This is a genomic window from Microcoleus sp. AS-A8 (assembly GCA_039962225.1).
Classification (GTDB): domain Bacteria; phylum Cyanobacteriota; class Cyanobacteriia; order Cyanobacteriales; family Coleofasciculaceae; genus Allocoleopsis.
Map to the genome: position 1 here is coordinate 558848 of JAMPKV010000002.1, position 20369 is coordinate 579216.

General features: G+C 45.3%; 18 protein-coding genes and 1 pseudogene. 9 read left to right on the forward strand and 10 right to left on the reverse strand.

Annotated elements, in window-relative coordinates; genetic code table 11:
* Positions 1-34: 34 nt before the first annotated feature.
* Positions 35-2626 carry a sigma 54-interacting transcriptional regulator gene (locus tag NDI48_05465; GenBank protein MEP0830655.1) on the reverse strand — a complete coding sequence of 864 codons (2592 nt, stop codon included), beginning with the start codon at positions 2624-2626 and terminating at the stop codon, positions 35-37.
* Between the two features lie 205 nt (positions 2627-2831).
* Complete coding sequence (locus NDI48_05470) at positions 2832-3257, reverse strand: hypothetical protein (GenBank protein ID MEP0830656.1); 426 nt, start codon at positions 3255-3257, stop codon at positions 2832-2834.
* A gap of 224 nt (positions 3258-3481) precedes the next feature.
* On the opposite strand from NDI48_05470, the gene NDI48_05475 reads away from it, so the two are divergent.
* The 3 genes and pseudogenes from NDI48_05475 to NDI48_05485 all read left to right on the forward strand — a co-directional run bounded on the left by NDI48_05475 (position 3482) and on the right by NDI48_05485 (position 4450).
* Positions 3482-3628 (forward strand): hypothetical protein, encoded by a 147-nt coding sequence (locus tag NDI48_05475; protein ID MEP0830657.1) that lies wholly within the window; start codon positions 3482-3484, stop codon positions 3626-3628.
* A gap of 223 nt (positions 3629-3851) precedes the next feature.
* Positions 3852-4262 (forward strand): annotated as a pseudogene (locus NDI48_05480) (Uma2 family endonuclease).
* A 14-nt stretch (positions 4263-4276) separates the two neighbouring features.
* Positions 4277-4450 (forward strand): hypothetical protein, encoded by a 174-nt coding sequence (locus NDI48_05485; GenBank protein ID MEP0830658.1) that lies wholly within the window; start codon positions 4277-4279, stop codon positions 4448-4450.
* Positions 4451-4651: 201 nt separating this feature from the next.
* On the opposite strand, the gene NDI48_05490 is transcribed toward NDI48_05485, so the two are convergent.
* Complete coding sequence (locus NDI48_05490) at positions 4652-5443, reverse strand: PD-(D/E)XK nuclease family protein (protein ID MEP0830659.1); 792 nt, start codon at positions 5441-5443, stop codon at positions 4652-4654.
* Between the two features lie 99 nt (positions 5444-5542).
* Entirely contained in the window at positions 5543-6133 is a 591-nt protein-coding gene (locus NDI48_05495; protein MEP0830660.1) for a PAP/fibrillin family protein, read from the reverse strand.
* A 267-nt stretch (positions 6134-6400) separates the two neighbouring features.
* Between NDI48_05495 and NDI48_05500 the strand changes: the two genes are divergently transcribed.
* Positions 6401-6640, forward strand: a complete 240-nt coding sequence (locus NDI48_05500) for a DUF3134 domain-containing protein (protein ID MEP0830661.1) — start codon at positions 6401-6403, stop codon at positions 6638-6640.
* A 100-nt stretch (positions 6641-6740) separates the two neighbouring features.
* Here NDI48_05500 and NDI48_05505 read toward each other — a convergent pair whose 3' ends face one another.
* Together NDI48_05505 and NDI48_05510 are read right to left on the reverse strand one after the other, a co-directional pair.
* The gene (locus tag NDI48_05505; GenBank protein MEP0830662.1) at positions 6741-7934 is read right to left on the reverse strand and encodes a tetratricopeptide repeat protein; all 1194 of its coding nucleotides are present in this window, start codon (positions 7932-7934) and stop codon (positions 6741-6743) included.
* Positions 7935-8235: 301 nt separating this feature from the next.
* On the reverse strand, positions 8236-9441 hold the full coding sequence (locus tag NDI48_05510) for a peptidoglycan-binding protein (protein ID MEP0830663.1): 1206 nt from the start codon (positions 9439-9441) through the stop codon (positions 8236-8238).
* A 583-nt stretch (positions 9442-10024) separates the two neighbouring features.
* Between NDI48_05510 and ftsH4 the strand changes: the two genes are divergently transcribed.
* The 5 genes from ftsH4 to NDI48_05535 all read left to right on the forward strand — a co-directional run bounded on the left by ftsH4 (position 10025) and on the right by NDI48_05535 (position 15463).
* The gene (gene ftsH4, locus NDI48_05515) at positions 10025-11905 is read left to right on the forward strand and encodes an ATP-dependent zinc metalloprotease FtsH4 (GenBank protein ID MEP0830664.1); all 1881 of its coding nucleotides are present in this window, start codon (positions 10025-10027) and stop codon (positions 11903-11905) included.
* A 226-nt stretch (positions 11906-12131) separates the two neighbouring features.
* The gene (locus NDI48_05520; protein MEP0830665.1) at positions 12132-12893 is read left to right on the forward strand and encodes a sterol desaturase family protein; all 762 of its coding nucleotides are present in this window, start codon (positions 12132-12134) and stop codon (positions 12891-12893) included.
* Positions 12894-13781: 888 nt separating this feature from the next.
* Positions 13782-14057 (forward strand): GlsB/YeaQ/YmgE family stress response membrane protein, encoded by a 276-nt coding sequence (locus NDI48_05525; protein ID MEP0830666.1) that lies wholly within the window; start codon positions 13782-13784, stop codon positions 14055-14057.
* 70 nt (positions 14058-14127) lie between these two features.
* Positions 14128-14406: a GlsB/YeaQ/YmgE family stress response membrane protein gene (locus NDI48_05530; GenBank protein ID MEP0830667.1), complete on the forward strand. Its 279-nt coding sequence runs from the start codon at positions 14128-14130 to the stop codon at positions 14404-14406.
* 265 nt (positions 14407-14671) lie between these two features.
* A complete protein-coding gene (locus NDI48_05535; GenBank protein ID MEP0830668.1) occupies positions 14672-15463 on the forward strand; it encodes a glutathione S-transferase family protein in 792 nt (263 codons plus the stop codon).
* Positions 15464-15697: 234 nt separating this feature from the next.
* Here the strand turns inward: NDI48_05535 and NDI48_05540 are convergent, their stop codons facing one another.
* The 4 genes from NDI48_05540 to NDI48_05555 form a co-directional block, all read right to left on the reverse strand.
* Positions 15698-16075 carry a response regulator gene (locus NDI48_05540; protein MEP0830669.1) on the reverse strand — a complete coding sequence of 126 codons (378 nt, stop codon included), beginning with the start codon at positions 16073-16075 and terminating at the stop codon, positions 15698-15700.
* 15 nt (positions 16076-16090) lie between these two features.
* The gene (locus tag NDI48_05545; protein ID MEP0830670.1) at positions 16091-17518 is read right to left on the reverse strand and encodes a GAF domain-containing protein; all 1428 of its coding nucleotides are present in this window, start codon (positions 17516-17518) and stop codon (positions 16091-16093) included.
* Positions 17484-19574 (reverse strand): response regulator, encoded by a 2091-nt coding sequence (locus NDI48_05550; GenBank protein MEP0830671.1) that lies wholly within the window; start codon positions 19572-19574, stop codon positions 17484-17486. Before NDI48_05550 ends, NDI48_05545 begins: the two co-directional genes overlap by 35 nt.
* A 554-nt stretch (positions 19575-20128) precedes the next feature.
* The coding region (locus NDI48_05555) for a hypothetical protein (GenBank protein ID MEP0830672.1) at positions 20129-20369 on the reverse strand (241 nt) is incomplete at its 5' end.

The window sequence follows — 20369 nt, forward strand, 5'->3', positions numbered from 1 at the left end:
TCCGCTGAGGTTTTTTTTTGTTCTATGTCATCACTTAGTAACCGACAATAATTGCCCAAAGACAGACGCCGAGAATAACAGATGCCAGATGTTGCGCTAAGAGCGATCGCATCGGCTGACAAGCAACTTTTTGCGTTAGAAACATCGTCAAAAGTACACCAAAAATCAGCGTCACCCCCTGCAAAAAGGCGATCACAGCCGGATGAGCCACAAACACAGGCAACCCTTCACCACTCAAGCCAAATGTCGCCAACGTCACGGGCAACAGCCGTCCACCTTCACTTAAACCCAAGCGCAAATAGTGAGCTAAGTTACCAGCGAGGACTAAGGGTAAGTATCCATAGGCTAGCTCTACAAACGGTTTAGGTTTGGGATTGGGTATGGGGGATTTTAGAGCTTGAATGAGTCGGTAAAATAACTGCTCCCCCCCATAGGCAATTAACGGGATAGTGGCGGGAATGGCTAACACAGCCAGCGATAAACCAAAATGTTGCCAAAAATCCTGCAAATTTAGGGACAACCCTAATTCTGCCTGTATCTCCGGTAATCGATGCAGAAATATGCCACCGAGCAACAATAGGAGTAGCGCCACCTCATAAGCGCGGGGATTATGAGTTGTCCAAAGCTCAATTCCTGGAGGGCGCAAATTGACCTCAACGGAGCGATGAGGACAAGCTTTGAGGCAAGTCATACACAACACACAGTCCCGGTTCTCTTCCAATTGAGCTGGGTGAGAATACAATGGACAACCCGCCGTTTCCAACCCTTCACCTTTTTGGGGGCCGCCTTTGTAACATTGATAGGTCGTACATTCCGCCGAACAAGTCCCTTGCTGTGCTCGTAGTTCCGTCATTGATAACTTAGCAAATAAACCATTCATTCCCCCAATAGGACAGAGATACCGACACCAAAATCGACGCTCGAATATGGCAGAAAAAATCATCGCCCCAGCCGTAATTAGCAGGAGCAAGCAAGCCGAGAGGTAAGCCGTATTTTCTAAATTCCAAAGTTCTTCCCACAAAAAAATTAAGGTGAACAGGCCAAACAAAAACCAGCCTCCCCACTTTTCAGCGGCTTCTCTAGGCCAACGTTTTAACTGACGAGGCCATAACCTGAGGGAAAGTTTCTGGGTCACTTCTCCATAAATCATGAAGGGGCAAACCGCACACCAAAGGCGTCCCACAAAGGGAAAGCCCACCAAAATTAAAGGCCACCACCACGCCCAGAATAAATTTAACGTAAAATTTTCTTGACGATTTTGGGGGCCAACGAATCCCAACATCACGATTAAGGCAAACAACCATAATGTCAAGCCGTAATTAAGGCGATCAGGCCACCACTCACTCCTTAAAAATCGCCTCAATCCAGGATAAGCATTTAACAGATTCAAGCGAAATTGTTTCTTCTTACTCTGAGAAGGCCAGACAATTTCTTCAGTGAGTTCTTTAGCCGTGCCCAATTGTACAAGCGATCGCTCTAGGAGGTTTTGCAATTCCCTCAAGTTGCCCGGAAAATCATACGCCTGTAATCGACGCAGCGCTTCTGGTGTTACACGGGGTTTAGAACTCCCTTTCGCCCGACACCAGAGGCTAATGTAGTAATCCATCTGGTCGCTGATATCCGCTTTCCGTACCCGCAGGGGTGGAACTTTAATTAAATGACTCACCCGATGTTCAATGTCTGGCAGAGCTTTTTCAGAAATCATGACAATATGAGCCTGACATTGCAATTTTGGATTTTGGATTTTAGATTTTGGATGGGGTTCTTCCCGGTTGTTGCCCTGCTCTCTTTCAACGGGTGTGTACGTGCCGGTTTCTAGCAAATTAGCGAGAGTTGGCATTAATTCTGGGGGTAATTCCTGAATATTGTTCAGAATCAATGTGCCTTGTTGGAGGGCTTCAATTAATCCGGGTTTACCTCCCGCTCGCCCGAACAATTCTGCACCACTTGCCTGTACGGTGCTGCAATCGACTTTAATAATAGGTTCCCGTCGGTATGCGGAACCAAAGTGAATCAGAGTGGCTATATTATCTTTTTCTAGTCCAGGTTCGCCGAAAATGAGTGCTGATTTGCGGTCTTCCGCTGCTTTTTTAATTTGTTGCCGCAGTCGCACAGCATAGCGGCTTTTACCGATAATTCCGCGTTTTGCCTTACTCACTAAATAAGCTCTTAAGATAGCCTGACGCTCTTGCTCGTAACTGAGTTGAGAAGACAGTTTAGCGAGTTCAGCGGCGAGTTGGGGCGAAAAAGCTTGGGAAATTTCGGGGTATTGGCTGAGTAATCCCTGAAATTGTTCGGCAGGGATTATCCACAGGTGACATTCGCTGAGAGTTTTGACGGTTCTTTGAGCCGCTTGGTCAAATAGTAATTCTTGTAGATGAATAATGGCTCCTGGGAGCCAACTTATAGCCCAAGCAGAACTCGTTTGGTTAGCACGGTCGCTCTCAATACGCCCTTGTTGGAGAATGTAGAGAGATTCAACGGGTGTGTCTTCGATCACCAAGCGCGTGTTACCGGGCACTACGCGCTCTTCCATCACTTGCGCGATCGCATTGATCACGTCCTCGGAAAGAATACCGAAAGCTGTTCGTTCTTTTAGCCAAGTCACCAAGTCTGGGAAGGTCATACATTAGCCCTCCAATAAAGCTTGGTTTACATTCTACAAAAAATCTATAATTATTCTTAATTTAAAAATGGTGATAGCCAGGACAACACCCCCAAATGATAGAGCTTTCTAATCTCTGGGTGCCTTTAGCCCTTTTGGGGCTGATTATTCTAGCCGCTATTTTTTTCAGCCGCAATAGTTGAATCCGTCTTTTTTTTCCTGAAAATCAAGCTACATCTAATAAGAACAGCGATAACAAAATTAAGTACAAAAGCAGCGCGAACACGACCACGACGAAGGGTGGTGTGATCACCATGGGTATATTGTTTTCCTCCAAGAGACTGGGCAGGAATCCCTCGTAGCAGAGAGAATCACCACAAGTTCTATAGTTAAACAGAACCACAAAAACTTGAAAGCCAATTATTTTGAACAATAAATTCAAATTAACTTTCACTTTCGTCCGTCCCCGACGGGTACGAAATGTGGCACTGAGAAATAACAAAATAGAACTGAGAATGTAGTATACATTCCCAAAAATTAAGTAAAGAAAGACCGCTAACCAGCCATCAGAGGTTGATAAAAAAAGCGGTACACTCAACAGGGCGTAAATTACATAAAAGCTAAAAAACACCCAAATGTTAGTTTTAATCATTGGGGTTCTATCCATTAGAACATGACAACAGTTTATGTTCCCAGCTTCCCAATAGAAGTGAGAGGTGTAAAAAAATGGTAGAAATTAAATCTTTTTATTAAATCAGCGCTAACGCTGCTCGGAACCTTATTTATCTATTACGCAGAATTACACCAAGACTAGAGAAAATTAGACCATCTTCACTGAAGCCAACTGTTGCATATCAGAAGGCTTATCAATTGAAAATGTGTCCTGCTAATCATTACTGGGAAGCTCACCGAAATCCGGAGTTGTTTAACAGTTTTATGGATGGACTTCTCGAAGAGGCTAGAGAGAGCGATCGCTCTTTTCCACTCTTGACGACCGCGAGTTCTGGCGTCATGTTACCTTAAGGGCATTAGATCTGTTGCATCAGTCAAAGAATTACCCCCTAAATCTCCTACTCAGGGGAAGTTAAGTAGAATCTTGCTTCCTTCCCTTGGTAACTGGAACTCATACGAGGAGAGGGCTGGGGAGGAGTCTAAGGGATTGTTGCAAAGGGTTTATTGTATTGACAGCCTTGCGGACGTTGAGGGAATGGTATCTTAACTCGAATCGCCCAGCCAGTCAGAGGTCATCTACCCCGATAGTGATGGACAGCCTATGGCAAATAACACCACACAGTTTCGCTGGATTGTTGTGATTCAGCAAAATTCGGATTGGTTGTTTGCCGATGATCCGAATGTGTTTGTTGCAGGGGATTTATTTTGGTATCCCGTGCAGGAAAAACCGAATATGGTGAATGCCCCGGATATTATGGTGGTGTTTGGTAGACCCAAAAGTGATTCCCTTCGGGATAGTTTTGCTGTTATCGCACCATGCTACGCAAACGCTTCACGCGGTTCTTACCAACAATGGAATGAGGGAAATATAGCACCACAGGTCGTGTTTGAAATCCTCTCACCTAGCAATACACAGAATGAGATGGACAGGAAGTTGCTGTTCTACGAGCGCTACGCTGTGAAAGAGTACTATATTTATGACCCAATATTGGTAATGATTTGCAGTTGACCGACAAGCAGTGGGAAGTGCTGAAGCAATATTATGATGCTAATACATTACTAGCCGATTGTCTGAATAGCGATTGTATAGTAAGTGCTGAAGTCAGGGAGGAGATTGAGGAGACTTTGTTGTTGCCTATTGCAGAGATTGAAAAACATCAGCAGCAGATGTAGCAGATAAATAACTTGTGAACCTGAGAAAAATATTTTAATAAAGCGCGATCGCACTTTTACACAACAAAGAAATTATAGCTAATGGAAGAATTAATAACACTCAAAGACTTACTATACCAAGGCAAAATCACAGAATAAATAAAATCTTTAATTTTCTTGAATAAATCTATAATTACACCTCACTATAAAAATGCAAATTTCTCAAATAGACACTTCTTTAATTTCAGCTAAATTAGGGAGCAAATCGCTGCGATCGCTCAATATACTTTCCGATGTCCGCTGACAGCGAATGGCAAAGTTACAATCGTTACAATGTCCTTTTTCTTCGGACACCAGAGGAAAGAGAATCCCCTTTTCACAGTAGTTTTCCATCCAGTGAGCGAGTTTATTCAACAAGCGAGTTAATTCTTGACGAGTCTTTTCATGTTGTGCATTGCTATAGGTAAATTTAAGGCTTTGCGGCTGCGGTTGGGACTTGACAAACCAGTAAGTCATCGAAATTTTTTCAGGAGTATAATCGCTGGTTTCTGCCAACACATACAGATACAATCGCGTTTGCCAATCTTTGGTTAGCCAGGTTTTCTTTTTGGGGAGAGGATAGGTTTTCCAGTCGAGAATTTGAGCATTTGCCTCGTCTTCAATTAATAAGTCGTAGATAACAGTGAGTAAATATCCTCGGAAATTTAGTGTGCGGCAATGTTCAGATTCGCGAAAAGTTTGAGGAACAGGTGTCAAAACATCGGTTGCTGTATTTACCAAGGCAGTAACCCAATGTCGCAGTTGAGTATCTTCCTCAACCAGCGATTCTATCGGCAATCCTAGTTCTCGTTGTTGCATCAAGAGGTGAAAGCGGCTTCCCCAAAGGAGTCGCTCTTGTTGCTCTGGGGAAACGGGTGTTCCTAACTGCTCTAAGTATATGTGTTGAAACTTTCGGGGGCAGGTTTCGAGTAGGTTGAGTTGTCCTTGGGAAAGAGGCGTGAGGGAGGATAGCATTTGGGATTTTGGATGATTAATTGCAAGATAAAATGAACCACAGAGGACACAGAGGGGCAGAGTAAAGCAAGAGGGTATTTTATCAATGATTGATGCTGATCATGATGTTTTTGTTAATACAAAAACACTTCCTTCATTGCCTCGCCCAATTCGCATATCTTTGTCGAGATAGGTAATATCAAGCCAGCCTCTTTGCTCACGGTTCTCAATGCCAAAATCCAGAGATGGGAAAAACTTTTTGCCTGATTCGATTTGTTGGATAAAACTATTCGGAGACTGATAGCCAACTAAGCGTTGCAGACCGATGATAAACCGTTCAAATTTGACATTAACTCGGCGTTCGTTCACTGGCTCAAATCGCGCACAAACGCTGACTAAGCCTTCGAGATAAGGGAAACCAGGGAGTTCGGCAATGTTATAAATTCTGGCACCTGAGGTGCGAACACATTGGTAGATTTGACCCAGTTGCGCCAAGGGAAATCGATCAATATTTAATAGCTCTTGACTGGTGGTATAAAGTAAACGCCAGTTCCCCTCTAGAAGGTCAGTCGCCTCAACGGGTCGAGGCGTGGGGTTGCGGTCTTCCAATCGCGAAACCGTCGAAAGAATAGCTATTTTATCCGTTTCGGTCGCCAACAGACCGCGATTCTTGCCCGCGATCGCTTCTAGTAGTTCTGTTTTACTAACCATCTGATAGTTACCTCTATTTATACTTACTTTAGGAGACTTTTCGTACTGCAACACCACTTGGAGATGCCTGTGGTGTTACCTCTTCGCTTCTGTTTCTTCAAGAAGAAAGCATGAGGTGTTAGGGTAGATTTGATAAGTTGCTTGACGGTTCTCTCTCTTAGCTTAGCGAAGTCAGATTCCGACGCATCGATCGCTGTTTCTCCCTGCTAAGCTCTAGAATACAGAAGCTCTAATCCTCGTTTATTGACTCACTCACCGAATCTTCCTATGTACAATCCTTCTTTACGTGAAGAACCTCGAGATCAACTCGCTGATGTCATTCCTGTGAAGCAAGAAACTTCACTGTTGGATTGGCTAGAAACCAATGGTCGCCTAGTAGCGCGTGATAGTGACGATGCCTCTTTCCTTGATAATGAAGAGGAAATCTCCGAACTGATGGGAGCTGAGGATGGCGGCTTTGACGATGATGATGACGACTTGGATGACGACTTGGATGATGATCTCTAATCTGGCTTGAAGATTGAAGGTTGCAGGTTGTACTCCAAAGAAGAATCCCAAGGGTCGATTGGAACGTTTAACCTGTCAAGTTGCTAATCTTCAACCCCCATTAAACCTGAAAGCCCATTTCTTGTAGTCCCTGGCGGAGGCGTTGAGCTTCCGCCAAGTCGTTATGTGCTTCGTGCAGAGCGATCGCTCTCTTAAATGCCGCCAAACTCTCTGGTACTTTACCCAGTTTCAGCAACACTACTCCCAGGTTTTGCTGAGCATCGGCATAGTCAGGGTTGAGTTGAATCGCTTTCTGGTAGGATGCGATCGCTCCCTCCAACTGCCCTAGTGCCTTTAGGGTCATCCCTAGATTGTTGTGCCCTGCCGCAAAACTGGGGTCAATTTTCAATGTGGTTTCATACGCCATTTTGGCATGGGTTAAATCGCCCACGCCTAACAGCAAGTTACCCAAGTTGTTGTAAGCTCCGAGTTTCAACGAGAGGAGAATCGGTTGCTGGATGGCAGCTTGATAATGCTCTACGGCGGACTCAAGCTGTTTTAAGCGCGTGTAAGCATTAGCGAGATGGTAGTGCAATTCAAATAACACCGGAGCCTCTACTGGAATCGCCCGCAATCCCCGTTGCAAGAGTTTGATCCCTTCGCTGACCTCATTGATCTGAATATACAGCGCTCCCAATTTGCTGCATACATAAGCGTCATGGGGATGCTGGTTAAGATATCCTTCCATTGCTTGTCGCGCTTTGGTGTATTTATCCCGTGCGGCGATCGCACCCGGTTGGTAACCAGAGTGTTCGATCGCCACAGTAGACAAAGAAATAACTTGCCATTGGGGTTCCTGCTGTAACAACGCTTGCACGCTGTCATCGATCATGGCGTGATAGGGGCGAGAAAAGCGAATCTGGGGATGCTTGCGAAATAACCGGGAAACGAGGGAATAGGGAGATTGAGAAGCACCCACTTCTTTGCGTACCAGGTTAATCACCAGGTTGTGATCAAACGCGATCGCCTGCTGTATCTGAGGCACAATTTCTGGCGTCAGTACCTCATCCGCATCCAACACCAGCACCCACTTTCCCTGCACATGGTTGAGAGCCACATTCCGAGCCGCAGAGAAATCGTTGCACCACTCAAAGTGATACACCTTAGCTCCGAATTCTTGGGCAATTTCAACGGTGCGATCACCAGAACCTGTATCTAGGATTACCATCTCATCGATAACATCCTGGACACTCCTCAAGCATTGGGACAAAGACGCTTCCTCATTTTTGACAATCATGCACAGGCTCAGATCCATTTCGCTCGAAAATAGGAGTTCAGGAGTTTAGGAGCAAGGCTTTTAAGCTTTCGCACATTTTACTGGTAATTGAGCCGTAGCCAATTTTTTCTGGGATGGGCATCCTACCCGTCCGGACTAGGCTTGTTTAGAGGTACTAGCCCCTTATCCCACGAGAATTTTCCACCAGTCATCCTCAGCTACTGGTGTAAGGTTGCACTCGCTTACATAATGGCTTGGAGAACTCCCCTAAACTCGAAGGGAGCTTCCACTCGTTGCCGTTTACGGCCAAATCCAGAACCGTACAGCTCGCTAAACTCAGCTACCGGGTAAAGGGGTTGAGAGGAGCAGAATTGTCCTCATACCACGGGGTTGTTTTCTCCGGTTCAGGCTGTAACTGGCTTTTAGACTTCCCGGACAAGGCTGTTAGGGTTTGCTCTCCCACAATTCCATCGACTCTGAGTCCTTTCGATTGCTGGAATAGGCGGACGGCTTCTTGGGTTTTCAAATCGAAGACGCCGTTGGCATTATTCTGAAAACCTGCGGTTGCCAACTGTTTCTGAATCTCACTGACTTTGGAGCCGCGATCGCCGATTTGCCAAACACTCTTCGTCGATTCGTCTACCGCTTGAGCCTCAGGTTCCTCTATGGATTCCCAACGGATACTCTTTTTCAGTTCAGGATTGGACTGATTCAGTTTCAACTCATCAGGCTTGGGTTGATTCAGTTTCAACTCATCAGGCTTGGGTTGATTCAGTTTCAACTCATCAGGCTTGGGCTGATTGAGCTTCAACTCATCAGGATTGGACTGATTCAGCTTCACTTCATCAGGATTGGACTGATTCAGCTTCACTTCATCAGGATTCGACTGATTTTCCAGGTTTCTGGATTCAGGCTTTTCTGACAAGGCAGTCAGTGTTTTCTTGCCAACAATCCCATCCACTTGGAGTCCTTCGGCTTGCTGGAATAGACGAACCGCTTCTTGGGTTTCCTGATCAAAAACGCCGTTGGTACTGCTCGGATAGCCGGAATCTGCCAAAATTTTCTGAATCTCACGGACTTTTGAGTCGCGATCGCCGATTTGCCAAATCGGGTGAGAAGGCTCAATCTTCTCTACCGCTTGCTTTCGTTGTCCCCGTAAGGCGGATCTAGTGCTGGTTCCGACCACACCATCCGCTGCCAGCCCCCTGGCTCGCTGATATCTGAGAACCGCTTGCTTGGTCAGTGGGCCATAATAGCCAGTTGTCGGGCCGTTAAAGTAGCCCAGCCTCTGCAAACGCTGTTGGAGAGCCATCACTTCTGAGTTGCGATCGCCGGGTTTAACCATGGCAAACGCCTGTCTTGCCAATCCTAAGATACCGAGTACAACCGTTAGAGACAGCAGAGGAACGGCTGCACGAGTTGAGAACTGGGGTGAATTAAGACCCGTCAAAAGTTTAGGGTTCTTCCAGATCGCCGCCAAGGTGTCATCGGTGTCTGTTGGTTCTTCGTTGGCGGCAGCCACATGAAGGTAAGCAAGCGTTTCCATAGTTTTAATGTCACCTCATTCAGGAATAAGCACTAGTTTAGCTCGAAGATTTACCGACGAATAATACTGATAGCGGGCGTTCGCCCGATCAGGTGAACCCTTAAGGGGTAATCAACGCCACCTTTGTATCCGTTGAATTCAGAAGTTCTTTGAATCAGTGATGTCGGGCGGCTCATTCCTCTAGTAAGAGGTTTTAGGATAGGGCTTACGCCTCGCTGACAAATTTTAGAGAATTTCAGCTATTGTCGTGCCTTAATTTTATGAAAAAAGTCTCTCTCTTACAAGTTTAAGTATTAAAATTAAAAGTTTTTGGGTTAATTATTACAGCGATTTTGATCTGGGAAAATCTTAAAATTACCAACGGCCTCAATTTCTTCTTTTTCTGTGTTTTTTATCAATTTTCCCCCAATCGTTTAGCCAAAATCCTAGCTTTTCGAGTTCCATACCCTTAGTTGTAACCTCTCGTAATGGTGGAAACCCGAACCATCTTAGTGGAGCGATCGCCGACTCTAGAGGGAGTTCAGTTGGGTTAAGAAATTTTACAATTATTAAAGTAACGGTTTGATAAAACAGCTTTAAACCCATGAGTATTAAAGATAAACCTCAACTCCCTCGCAGTCGGCAGATTGCCAATATTCTCTTCTTAGTGGCCGGTTTGTTCTTAGTGGCAAACTTATTTTTGCCTGCATTTTTGGGACCACAGACTCAGCGAGTCCCCTACAGCATATTTATTGACCAAGTGCAAGATGGCAAAGTGGCGCAGGCTTACGTCGGGCAAGACCAGATTCGCTACCAGCTAAAAGGGGAAGGCGACCAACCCGGACAAGTCCTCTCTACCACCCCCATCTTCGATCTAGATTTGCCCAAACGGCTAGAAGATAAAGGAGTTCAGTTCGCGGCTGCCCCACCGGCGAAGGGGAACTGGTTTACCACACTCTTGGGTTGGGTGATTCCTCCCCTGATTTTTGTGGGTATTTTGCAGTTCTTTGCAGGACGCTTTGGTGGCGGTGGCCCACAAGGTGCGCTCTCCTTTACCAAGAGCAAGGCTAAAGTTTATGTAGAAGGCGAATCGACTAAAACCACCTTTGCCGATGTGGCTGGGGTGGAAGAAGCGAAGACTGAATTAGTAGAAATTGTTGATTTTCTGAAAACTCCGCAGCGGTTTACTAATATTGGTGCTCGTATTCCCAAAGGCGTGCTGCTAGTTGGCCCTCCAGGAACCGGTAAAACGCTCATGGCTAAGGCGGTAGCGGGAGAAGCGGGTGTACCCTTCTTCAGTATCTCTGGTTCCGAATTTGTGGAACTGTTTGTCGGTGCAGGTGCGGCGCGAGTACGCGATTTGTTTGAAGAAGCTAAAAAGAAAGCACCTTGCATTGTGTTCATTGATGAATTGGATGCGATTGGCAAGTCTCGCGCCAGTGGTGGATTGATGGGGGGTAACGATGAGCGGGAGCAAACGCTCAACCAGTTGCTGACGGAGATGGATGGTTTTGCGGCAAGTAATACCACAGTAATTGTGCTAGCGGCGACCAACCGTCCTGAATCCTTAGACCCTGCTTTGTTACGTCCGGGACGCTTTGATCGTCAGGTATTAGTGGATCGCCCTGACTTATCGGGACGGGAAGCGATTTTAAATATCTACGCTGGGAAGGTGAAGCTGGGTGATGATATAGACTTACATACGCTCGCCGCTCGTACCCCTGGTTTTGCCGGTGCAGATTTGGCGAATTTGGTCAATGAAGCTGCGCTGTTAGCCGCACGCGGCAGGCGTGAAACCGTTGCTCAGGCGGATTTTAACGAAGCGATCGAGCGAGTTGTGGCCGGTTTAGAGAAGAAAAGCCGCGTCCTCAATGAAAAAGAGAAAAAGATTGTCGCTTACCACGAAGTGGGTCACGCTCTAGTGGGTGCGCTGCTGCCAGGAGGGAGTAAGGTGGCGAAAATTTCCATCGTGCCTCGTGGGATGGCAGCGCTTGGTTACACCTTACAAGTACCCACGGAAGACCGCTTTTTGATGGATGAAGGCGAACTTCGGGGTCAGATTGCGACGCTTTTGGGTGGACGTTCCGCCGAAGAGGTTGTCTTTGGGAACATTACGACAGGTGCGGCCAATGACTTGCAGCGAGCCACCGACTTAGCAGAACGGATGGTCACCACCTACGGCATGAGCAAGGTACTCGGCCCCCTTGCTTACGAGAAGGGTCAGCAGAATAACTTCTTAGGGGATGGCGCAATGATGAATCCCCGCCGCATGGTGAGTGATGAAACCGCAAAAGCGATCGATGAAGAAGTTAAGGAGATTGTGGAAAGGGCACATCAGCAAGCCTTAGATATTCTCAACAACAATCGAGATTTGCTGGAAAAAATTGCACAGAGAATCTTAGATGTTGAGGTCATCGAAGGTGAGGAATTACAAAATCTCCTCAGCCAAGTCCGATCTCTAGAAAAGGTACCTGCGACTGTTTAAAGTAACTGAAGTTGAACAGGGAGGTGCGGGATAGGTTGATATTCCGCACCTTTTTCGCATGTCGTTTGATACCCAATGCGACTTCTAAACCTTCTAAGCGTCTCAAGAATCTCTTCCTCACTCTCCCCCTCCCCCACTCTCTCCCCATCCCACCGATCTACTATCTTTGAATGCAACTCGGTGTCAGGGGTAAACTACCATCTGACTTCAAAGAGGAAACGTTAAATTGGCAGACCACTCATTTTTGTACTATTGCTTCATCTTTTTCGGGGCTATTCTTGCCCGCTACTTTCTCATCGCTGGGGGAACCTACTTGATCTTCTATTCGGATCTGGGGAAGCGCTTCCCCAAACGAGGGTTGCGTCGGTCGCCTCCCCTATGGAGATCGATCCAAAAGGATTTGGAATTATCCGTTCTTTCTGCGGTGGTTTTTGCGCTGTGCGCTGCATTGATAATCTCAGAACACGGTTGGGAAGTCACTCGCTTGTACACTGACCCACACCAGTATGGACTGTGGTATTTGGGGGTCAGCTTTGTGGCGGTGCTCATCCTCCAGGATACGTACTTTTATTTCATGCATCGGATGTTTCATCACCCCTTGCTCCTGAGATGGCTGCACCAGGGTCACCACCGTTCGGGAGATCCAACTCCGTGGACTTCCTTCGCGTTCGACCTACCGGAGGCGCTGATTCAATCGCTCTTCTTTGTCAGTGTAATTTTTGTTGTACCGCTCCATATCATCACCTTGGTTGCCGTACTCATGACGATGACGGTCTGGTCTGTGTTGAATCATCTGGGATTCGAGCTATTTCCCTCATCGTTTCCCCGCCACTGGCTGGGAAGGTGGTTCATCGGTTCGACGCATCACTCTATCCATCATCGCAAGTACACAGTACACTACGGACTTTATTTCACTTTCTGGGACAAGATGCTCGGTACTGACGACCCTAATTATGAGAATGAGTTTGACTCCGTTCTCAGACGGTAATCCATAAGACTGACGCCTGGGTAAGACGCTCAGTCTTCTTCAAAAAAATGGGCTTGCATCTCAGGAGGACATCGTCATCTTGGGGATTGTAATAGTAGTTTACGGCTTAGCGTCAGTTTTAATTAAACAATGGGCAGAAAATAATAGATGGAATTGATAATGATAATCAAGGCAAGAATCAATAGGAGATAATATCCTCAAAGGACGTAACTGAAGTCAGGTTCTACGAACAACAAAATCATGACTCGTAGATTTAAGAAATAGAGATCAACAAATGTCTAGATCTAATAGTCTAGGAAAGTTTCTATCGCCAGATGAACTCAAGAGTATCTCTTGGGAGATAGTCTTAACCTCCAGAAATATGAGAAGCTTTTTCAGTTTTCTGGTTGTGAATCGTATCAATCACTACACTCATCTACTTTTTGGGGACTTCATCGAGTTCATCAACGCGGTATTAGCCCTTTGAGTGAGTTCTATAAGTTCTGATCTTTGTTGGCCTATGCCTTGGAGGCTTTCAAGAGCCACCGGGTCGGTACACCAGCTCTTCGAGAACCGCTTCGTTGTTGAGCCATCGTTCTTTTATCCCCAATCGGTTGTCAAAGGCTGCCACTCGTCTTTTTCGCCATCTCAACTACAATTCCTGTCAAGCCTCCAACAGCAGAATTAATACAAGGCTTCATTCTCTTTAATGGCAGTCAGGGCGAAAAAAGTGTGAAGTGGAAAAAGTGAACAATACCCTTCGTCTTTAGATAGAAAACATTCCGAAAAAGCTTAATATTTCTCTACCTTTCGATTATACCCTCTGATAGAGGTGACGAAGTTGTTCAGCTTGATATTCTAAATGTACAAAGCAAGAAAAAAGTTTAATCAAAAAGGGAGAAAAATAAAATGGTAATTAATGTTATTGCTTGGCTCGTTTTAGGTCTGATTGCTGGTGCGATCGCCAAAGCCATCTATCCCGGTCACCAAGGCGGTGGAATCTTTGCAACGATTGGTTTAGGAGTTTTGGGTGCTATGGTTGGAGGCTGGCTGGGTAATCTCTTCTTGGGAACCAGTGCAGGAGCAACAGCAGGCGCTTTAAGTATTCCCAGTATTATCTTCGCCATTATTGGGGCCTTAGTTCTTCTCTTCCTGTGGGGCATGTTCACCAGACGGGCTGCGTAAGTATCTCATTCTAAGTTGGGTATCGCTCAAGCCAGGAAAAGGACGTTAATCAGCGAGGGGGAAAATCAACATGACAGGTATTCTTGCGTGGATCATTTTGGGTCTGATTGCTGGTGCGATCGCCAGAGCCATCTATCCCGGTCCTCAAGGTGGTGGAATCTTTGCCACGATTGGTTTAGGCATCCTGGGTGCGTTAGTCGGAGGATGGTTGGGTACCGTGTTACTCCCAGGTTCGGGGGCGGCAGCAGCATCAGTAGGAGCTTTGACGTTACCGAGCATTATTTTTGCAGTCCTTGGTGCGATCGTGGTGATCTTCATTTGGGGTTTATTGACCAGACGCGCTCTCTAAACCTTAACCTCTGGAAAAACTCCATTTCAGGCTCTGGTGACGCCTTATCCCCCATGTCAAAGATGGGGGTTTTTACATAAATAAATTTTCCCATCCTTTCTCAGCCAATTTAGAGTTTTTCGGGTCTTCTAAAACTTAAATTTTTGGCTCAAAATAGGGATTGAGGATGAGGAATTAGGAATTTCCAGACGGGAAAAGGGATATAGACTAAGCTGGAGACGTTAAATTGGCAATGGTCTCTAAATAAATAGCAAGGAGATATAGAATGCTGGAGTTGTACCAATTTGAGCTATCGCAATACTCTGAAAAAGTACGGCTCATCCTGGACTATAAAGGGCTAGCCTATCGAAAAATCGAAGTGACGCCAGGAGTAGGGCAGCTAGAAGTCTTCCAGCTATCTGGTCAACGGAAGCTACCCGTGCTTAAAGATGGGGATACTGTAATTAGTGATTCTACGGCGATCGCGATGTATTTGGATCGGAAGTATCCCGACAGGCCGCTCATTCCCACCGATCCCAAAGAACGGGGACTGTGTTTGCTCATCGAAGAGTGGGCGGATGAGTCTATTGGTGTTAAAAGTCGGAAGGTACTCTATGGCGCAATGAGCCAGAGTCCCACTTTCCGGAAATCGGTTTTGCCCAACACGACGCCTGACTTTCTCAAAACCTTAGTCGGTGCTGTCCCGCCGGAAGTACTTGAGATTTTGGGTACCGGTGTTGGGGCTGGCCCGGATGCGGTAAAAGATGCCAGAGATGCCCTAAAGCAAGACCTGGAAGCCCTGAGTCTGCTGCTTCTGGATAGTCCTTATCTGGTCGGAAACCAACCTAGCTTAGCTGATTTTGCTGTCGCGGGTGTCAGCCTGTTGCTCAAGTTTCCCGAAGGCCCTTACCTGGATTTGCCTGAAAACATCAAAGGTAAGGGAATTCCAGGTTTAGCCGATAGTAGCGTTTACGAAACCTTCTTTAACTGGCGCGATCGCCTCTATGCCGCTTATCGCAAGCCTCTGACTTCTACTGGAACAAACGGTTCTGCACCGACATCCATCGAGATTGATTAGGTCGTTTGGCTTAAAACACTTGATTAATGCATAATACTTAGCGACCCAAAGATCTGGGTCGTTATTTTTTTGTCACATACTTTTCCTGCACCCAACAAGTGAGTGATGGCCAATTCGTTGCGATAATCCCCTGATTCCCCCAAGGAGTGGGGTCAAAGTTAAGCATGAGGATGGGGAAGAGATGGTTTAGACGCTTAAAAAAGGGGTCTACAAGTTGAATTTGGTATGACATATTCAAAGGCCAAGAACCTCCACCGATTTTTCTAGCACCTCATCGGGATCGAAAGGCTTTGTCATGTACATATCAACACCAACTTGATGCCCTCTTTGTTTATCAAACTCCTGACCCTTTGCGGTCAGCATGATAATGTAAATTCCGTCAATTTGGAGTTCATTCTTAACGGCGTGGCACACATCAAAGCCGTTCATTTTAGGCATCATTACATCCAGAAAGACAATGTCAGGTCGCTCTGTCTCGATCGCCTCAAGAGCCTGTTCCCCATTCTCTGCCGTCAGTAATTCTACCCCCCCGTCTTCCAAGTCCTCTAGAGTTTGTTCCAGTAACAGTCTAATGTGAGGTTCATCATCGACTATTAATATTTTTTTATTCATCTAATCTCATTATGTTTAATAGATTACTTCAAAAACTTCTATAGGTTTTTTCTTGCCTTTAACCTGTACGAGACCAACCTCCTTAAATTCAAAAAGGTTTTGTGTCGCCTCATAAATCTTACGGCTGACTAGAATTTGTTCGCCTTTAGCAATCGATTGCAGTCGGGACGCTATATTAACTTTATCGCCTATTGCCGTATAGTCCATGTGCTGTGGAGAGCCAACGTTACCAACAACGACCTCTCCCCCACCGATGCCAATTCCTGTAATAAAATTCTTTCTAATCCAAGGCACTGAAATTGTTTTTATCCGTTTTTGCATTTCAATAGCCGTTTCGATCGCCCGTTTTTCACTATCAACTAGCCTTGAGGGTGCACCAAACATCGCAACAATCATGTCGCCAACAAACTTATTGACAGTACCCCCACGACTAAAGATTACCTCTACCATGTGAGTAAAATACTCATTTAAGTATTCTACAATGGCTTCTGGTGCGAGTTCTTCGCATTTAGTGGTAAAGTCTCTAATATCCGAAAAAAGCAGGGTTATATCCCTTTTAGCCGGAGCCAAGGAAATATCTTCTTTAGCCTCTAAAATAGCTTCAACCAGTTGTGTAGAAAGATAGCGCTCTAAATTACTTTTAATTCGCTCTTGTCGCAGTTTGTCGGCATGAAGGAGAGCATTTTCAATAGCAGATGCGCCTTGGGATGCAAGAGCGATCGCAAGTTTTAAATCTTGCGCTGTATAGTTGATTGGCTCCCCACTACTGATATTGAGTACACCCATAACAACATTCTGTGTCTTGAGTGGAGCACAAATCAGAGATCTGATCGGATTAGCAGATAGAACAAATCTAGGATCGGACTCCACATCATTGAGTATTTCTGCCCTTCCTGTCTGAAATACACTGCCAGCTATACCAACACCAGGACGCAGAATTAGTTGAGGATCGTGTGCCTTACCTAAAGCTGCAATAATTTCCAGGTTTCCTGTCTTTTCATCTAATAACATAGCTGATGCACTGTCGGCTTGGATTAGTTTCGTCGCTTCATCAATGACTAATTTTGCGACCGCATTAAAGTCCAAACAAATCGATAATTTCCCCGAAATATTATAAAGAAGATTTATTTCTTTATATCGATCCAGGGTTTCACGAGCCAAAGTTTTTTTTTCAAATTCTTGATTGGCTAAATAAGTGATAAGAGATGCGACGATGGCAGTATTTTCTAATCCGATGATCCACCCAATCACCTGTTCTCCAAGCTTTATCGGATAGGTGTTCAGTGAATCATTAGAGACATGACCCAGTACAACTCTGCCCTCTGCATCCTGAATGCATAGTGGCATTTTCATGACATCGCTGATGTCATTGATAATAGCTGTTACTTCTTTTTTATCAACAAGCCGTTTAAGACTTATTTGATTCACTAGATTCTTCATCATTTACTAAAATAAAAAATACGTTTTCTAATTCTTTCTCAAATCGCCAAGTCTTGACCAGATCGGGATGCTCCAAAACCAGAGATTTGGCAATAATCATATCCGGTTTAACTGATTTGGCCTTTGATACCACTTCGTCGCTAGTAAATGCCTCAACTACACTGTAGCCTTTAGCCTGTAGGACATCAGCCAGCGCCTTGGCGGCTGATACATTTTCATCCACGACTAGAATTTTCTTCGTTGAGGTTCCCTGAGAAACCAATACATCAATTTCTTTGAGCAGCGCTTCTGTATCAATGGGCTTAGCTAAATATTTGTCCGCACCGAGACGATAGCCCCTTTCCTCTTCGCCTACAATGGACAGGATAATAATGGGAATTTCCCTAGTGTCAGGATTATTTTTAAGTATAGCCGCTACATCAAACCCACTCATTTGAGGCATGACGACATCCAAAATAATCAGGTCTGGGCTTTTTATCCTTACCTGTGTAATGGCATCCATCCCGTCTTTCGCTTCCCTGACAATATACCCCTCGGCTTCGAGTTGTTCTCTGAGCAATTGGCGAATTGGTGCCTCATCATCCACAACCAGAATAGTTTTATTCTGTTGAGCTGGTGGCAGCATGTTAGTGACTACAGGTTCTTTAAGTTGCCTTATCGTCATGTCTAGATCGATTTTATTTAACTCAACCGTTGTTCCTGCATTGATAGGTAAAGTGAACGAGAAATTACTTCCCTTTCCCAGTTCACTTTCGACCCAAATTGTGCCGCCATGGTGCTCCACAATCTGTTTGCAGATTGGCAACCCAAGACCTGTACCCTTGGGTTTATCTGTTAGAGTGTTGCCGATTTGCCTAAATTGCTCAAATACTTGCGATCGGTCAGTCTCTGCAATACCAATACCACTATCGATGATACTGACGGTGATCGCATGATCTGTTCTCCTGACCCTACAGGTTACAAAACCTTTTTCCGTAAACTTGATGGCATTGGAAATTAAATTAATTACAACCTGTACTAACCTGTCGCGATCGCCCAGAATCTCAGGCAATTCTTCTTCAAGCTCTATAAAAAGTTTAAGCCTTTTCGCCTCAAACAGAGCTGATGTAGCAGCGGTTGCCTGCTCAATGATTTGAGTAACCGAGATTGGCTCTGGCTTCCACTCTACTCTTCCTGCCTCTAACTTGGCTAGGTCGAGGACATCATTAATTAACGTGGTTAGCCTCTCTCCTTCAGAAACAATGATGTCAATATTGTCTCCTACCTGCTTGATTGCCTTTTGAATCTTTTTGTCTTCTGTAGTAATTTCAGGAAAGATAACGCTATCTAGTTTTTTCTTAATAATCTTGGCAAAACCGATTACAGACGTTAGGGGTGTCCGCAGTTCATGAGATACCATAGACAAAAAATCTGATTTAGCACGATTGGCAACTTCAGCGGCTTCTTTTGCCTGTTGCAAAGCTTCCTCAGTCCTTACACGCTCAGCAATTTCAGCTTTCAGTAATTCATTGGCTTTGGCTAATGCTGCTGTGCGTTCCTGAACCTTAATTTCTAATTGACCGTGTGCATGGCGTAGCAACTCTTCAGCACGTTGCCGCGATTTGATTTCGGTTTCTAGTTCAATGTTTGTCGTTTCAAGTTGTTTAGCTTGTCGTTTCACCTGGGCCGTTTTCTTATGGAGAGAGACAAACACGGCAACTTTCGATATTAATATTTCCGGCTCAACTGGTTTGAACAGATAGTCCACCGCACCTAGGGAATAACCTCTAGCTACATGGGTGTCGCTGCGATTGATGGCGGTGATAAAAATAATAGGGGTATATTGCGATCGCGGTCGTTGTCGAATCAGTGTCGCCGTCTCAAATCCATCCATCCCTGGCATCTGAACGTCCAGCAGAATCACCGCAAAATCCTGATTCAGCAGACATCTCAAGGCTTCCATACCTGATGTAGCTTTTACCAAGTTTTGACCGAGACTATCTAGTATCGCTTCTAGAGCCACCAGATTTTCTGGATGGTCGTCAACCATTAGGATATTAGCGTTCAGTTCGGGCTGCATATCTTCATGAGGGGCGAAAGTTACATTCTCATCCTCATCCGCGCCTGGGAAGATGTCAAAGCTAACCGATTTTGGATTTTGGATTTTGAGATTTTGAATTGATCCGTCCTCGCCTGAGCCGGCTTGAGGATTTTAATGGCAAGGATTAGGCTGCTTTTTAGTAATTAATTTAAATGATGGGCGAATATCCCCAAAAACTCAGTGAACCAGGTAAAGGTTACCTGGTTCACGCACAAGTTATTCAATACAGTATACAACTAGGGTTTACAGATGCTTACAGCCTTCACTAAACAGTCTTGAGTATTCCTCCGTTTATCGGTTTTCAGTTTGGTTTGGCTCTCTGCTTTAACCGCATTGTTAGCTACTCATTGCTGAACTTTATACATCAGCTAGGCCACAAGTTAAGTTAAAACACGCGCCGTCCTTCTTTTATCTTTCTACCAAGCTCTAGTAAGCTGTAAGTGGCTCAGGGCAGGAGGCACAACCCCAAATCCCGATTTATTTCTGTGCCTACTATCAAGATATCAAGTCTTTTCAATACAGGCTATACCCTGTTACATAAATTTGTTTAACTTAGGATAAAGGTGTAGTAGGTGCGATTCGTTCCGTCGAAATAAGTAGCCATATTTAGGGATGACGGACTTGGTAAATGAGGCGCAAGCCATCAGAACCATGATAACTGAATGACCATGAGGGTGTAAGACCCTCCCTCCAGGTGCAGGAGTGAAAGCATCGCCCCCTCGGAAGCGACTAGTCATCAATCCGAGAAGCGGGGTGAAAAGGTGGCAATACTGG

What these genes read in the sequence shown, in the direction of transcription:
- NDI48_05465 (MEP0830655.1), bottom strand. Translation starts at nt 2,626, where the DNA reads ATGACCTTCCCAGACTTGGTGACTTGGCTAAAAGAACGAACAGCTTTC.
- NDI48_05470 (MEP0830656.1), bottom strand. Translation starts at nt 3,257, where the DNA reads ATGATTAAAACTAACATTTGGGTGTTTTTTAGCTTTTATGTAATTTAC.
- NDI48_05475 (MEP0830657.1), top strand. Translation starts at nt 3,482, where the DNA reads ATGTGTCCTGCTAATCATTACTGGGAAGCTCACCGAAATCCGGAGTTG.
- NDI48_05490 (MEP0830659.1), bottom strand. Translation starts at nt 5,443, where the DNA reads ATGCTATCCTCCCTCACGCCTCTTTCCCAAGGACAACTCAACCTACTC.
- NDI48_05495 (MEP0830660.1), bottom strand. Translation starts at nt 6,133, where the DNA reads ATGGTTAGTAAAACAGAACTACTAGAAGCGATCGCGGGCAAGAATCGC.
- NDI48_05500 (MEP0830661.1), top strand. Translation starts at nt 6,401, where the DNA reads ATGTACAATCCTTCTTTACGTGAAGAACCTCGAGATCAACTCGCTGAT.
- NDI48_05505 (MEP0830662.1), bottom strand. Translation starts at nt 7,934, where the DNA reads ATGGATCTGAGCCTGTGCATGATTGTCAAAAATGAGGAAGCGTCTTTG.
- NDI48_05510 (MEP0830663.1), bottom strand. Translation starts at nt 9,441, where the DNA reads ATGGAAACGCTTGCTTACCTTCATGTGGCTGCCGCCAACGAAGAACCA.
- ftsH4 (MEP0830664.1), top strand. Translation starts at nt 10,025, where the DNA reads ATGAGTATTAAAGATAAACCTCAACTCCCTCGCAGTCGGCAGATTGCC.
- NDI48_05525 (MEP0830666.1), top strand. Translation starts at nt 13,782, where the DNA reads ATGGTAATTAATGTTATTGCTTGGCTCGTTTTAGGTCTGATTGCTGGT.
- NDI48_05530 (MEP0830667.1), top strand. Translation starts at nt 14,128, where the DNA reads ATGACAGGTATTCTTGCGTGGATCATTTTGGGTCTGATTGCTGGTGCG.
- NDI48_05535 (MEP0830668.1), top strand. Translation starts at nt 14,672, where the DNA reads ATGCTGGAGTTGTACCAATTTGAGCTATCGCAATACTCTGAAAAAGTA.
- NDI48_05540 (MEP0830669.1), bottom strand. Translation starts at nt 16,075, where the DNA reads ATGAATAAAAAAATATTAATAGTCGATGATGAACCTCACATTAGACTG.
- NDI48_05545 (MEP0830670.1), bottom strand. Translation starts at nt 17,518, where the DNA reads ATGATGAAGAATCTAGTGAATCAAATAAGTCTTAAACGGCTTGTTGAT.
- NDI48_05550 (MEP0830671.1), bottom strand. Translation starts at nt 19,574, where the DNA reads ATGCAGCCCGAACTGAACGCTAATATCCTAATGGTTGACGACCATCCA.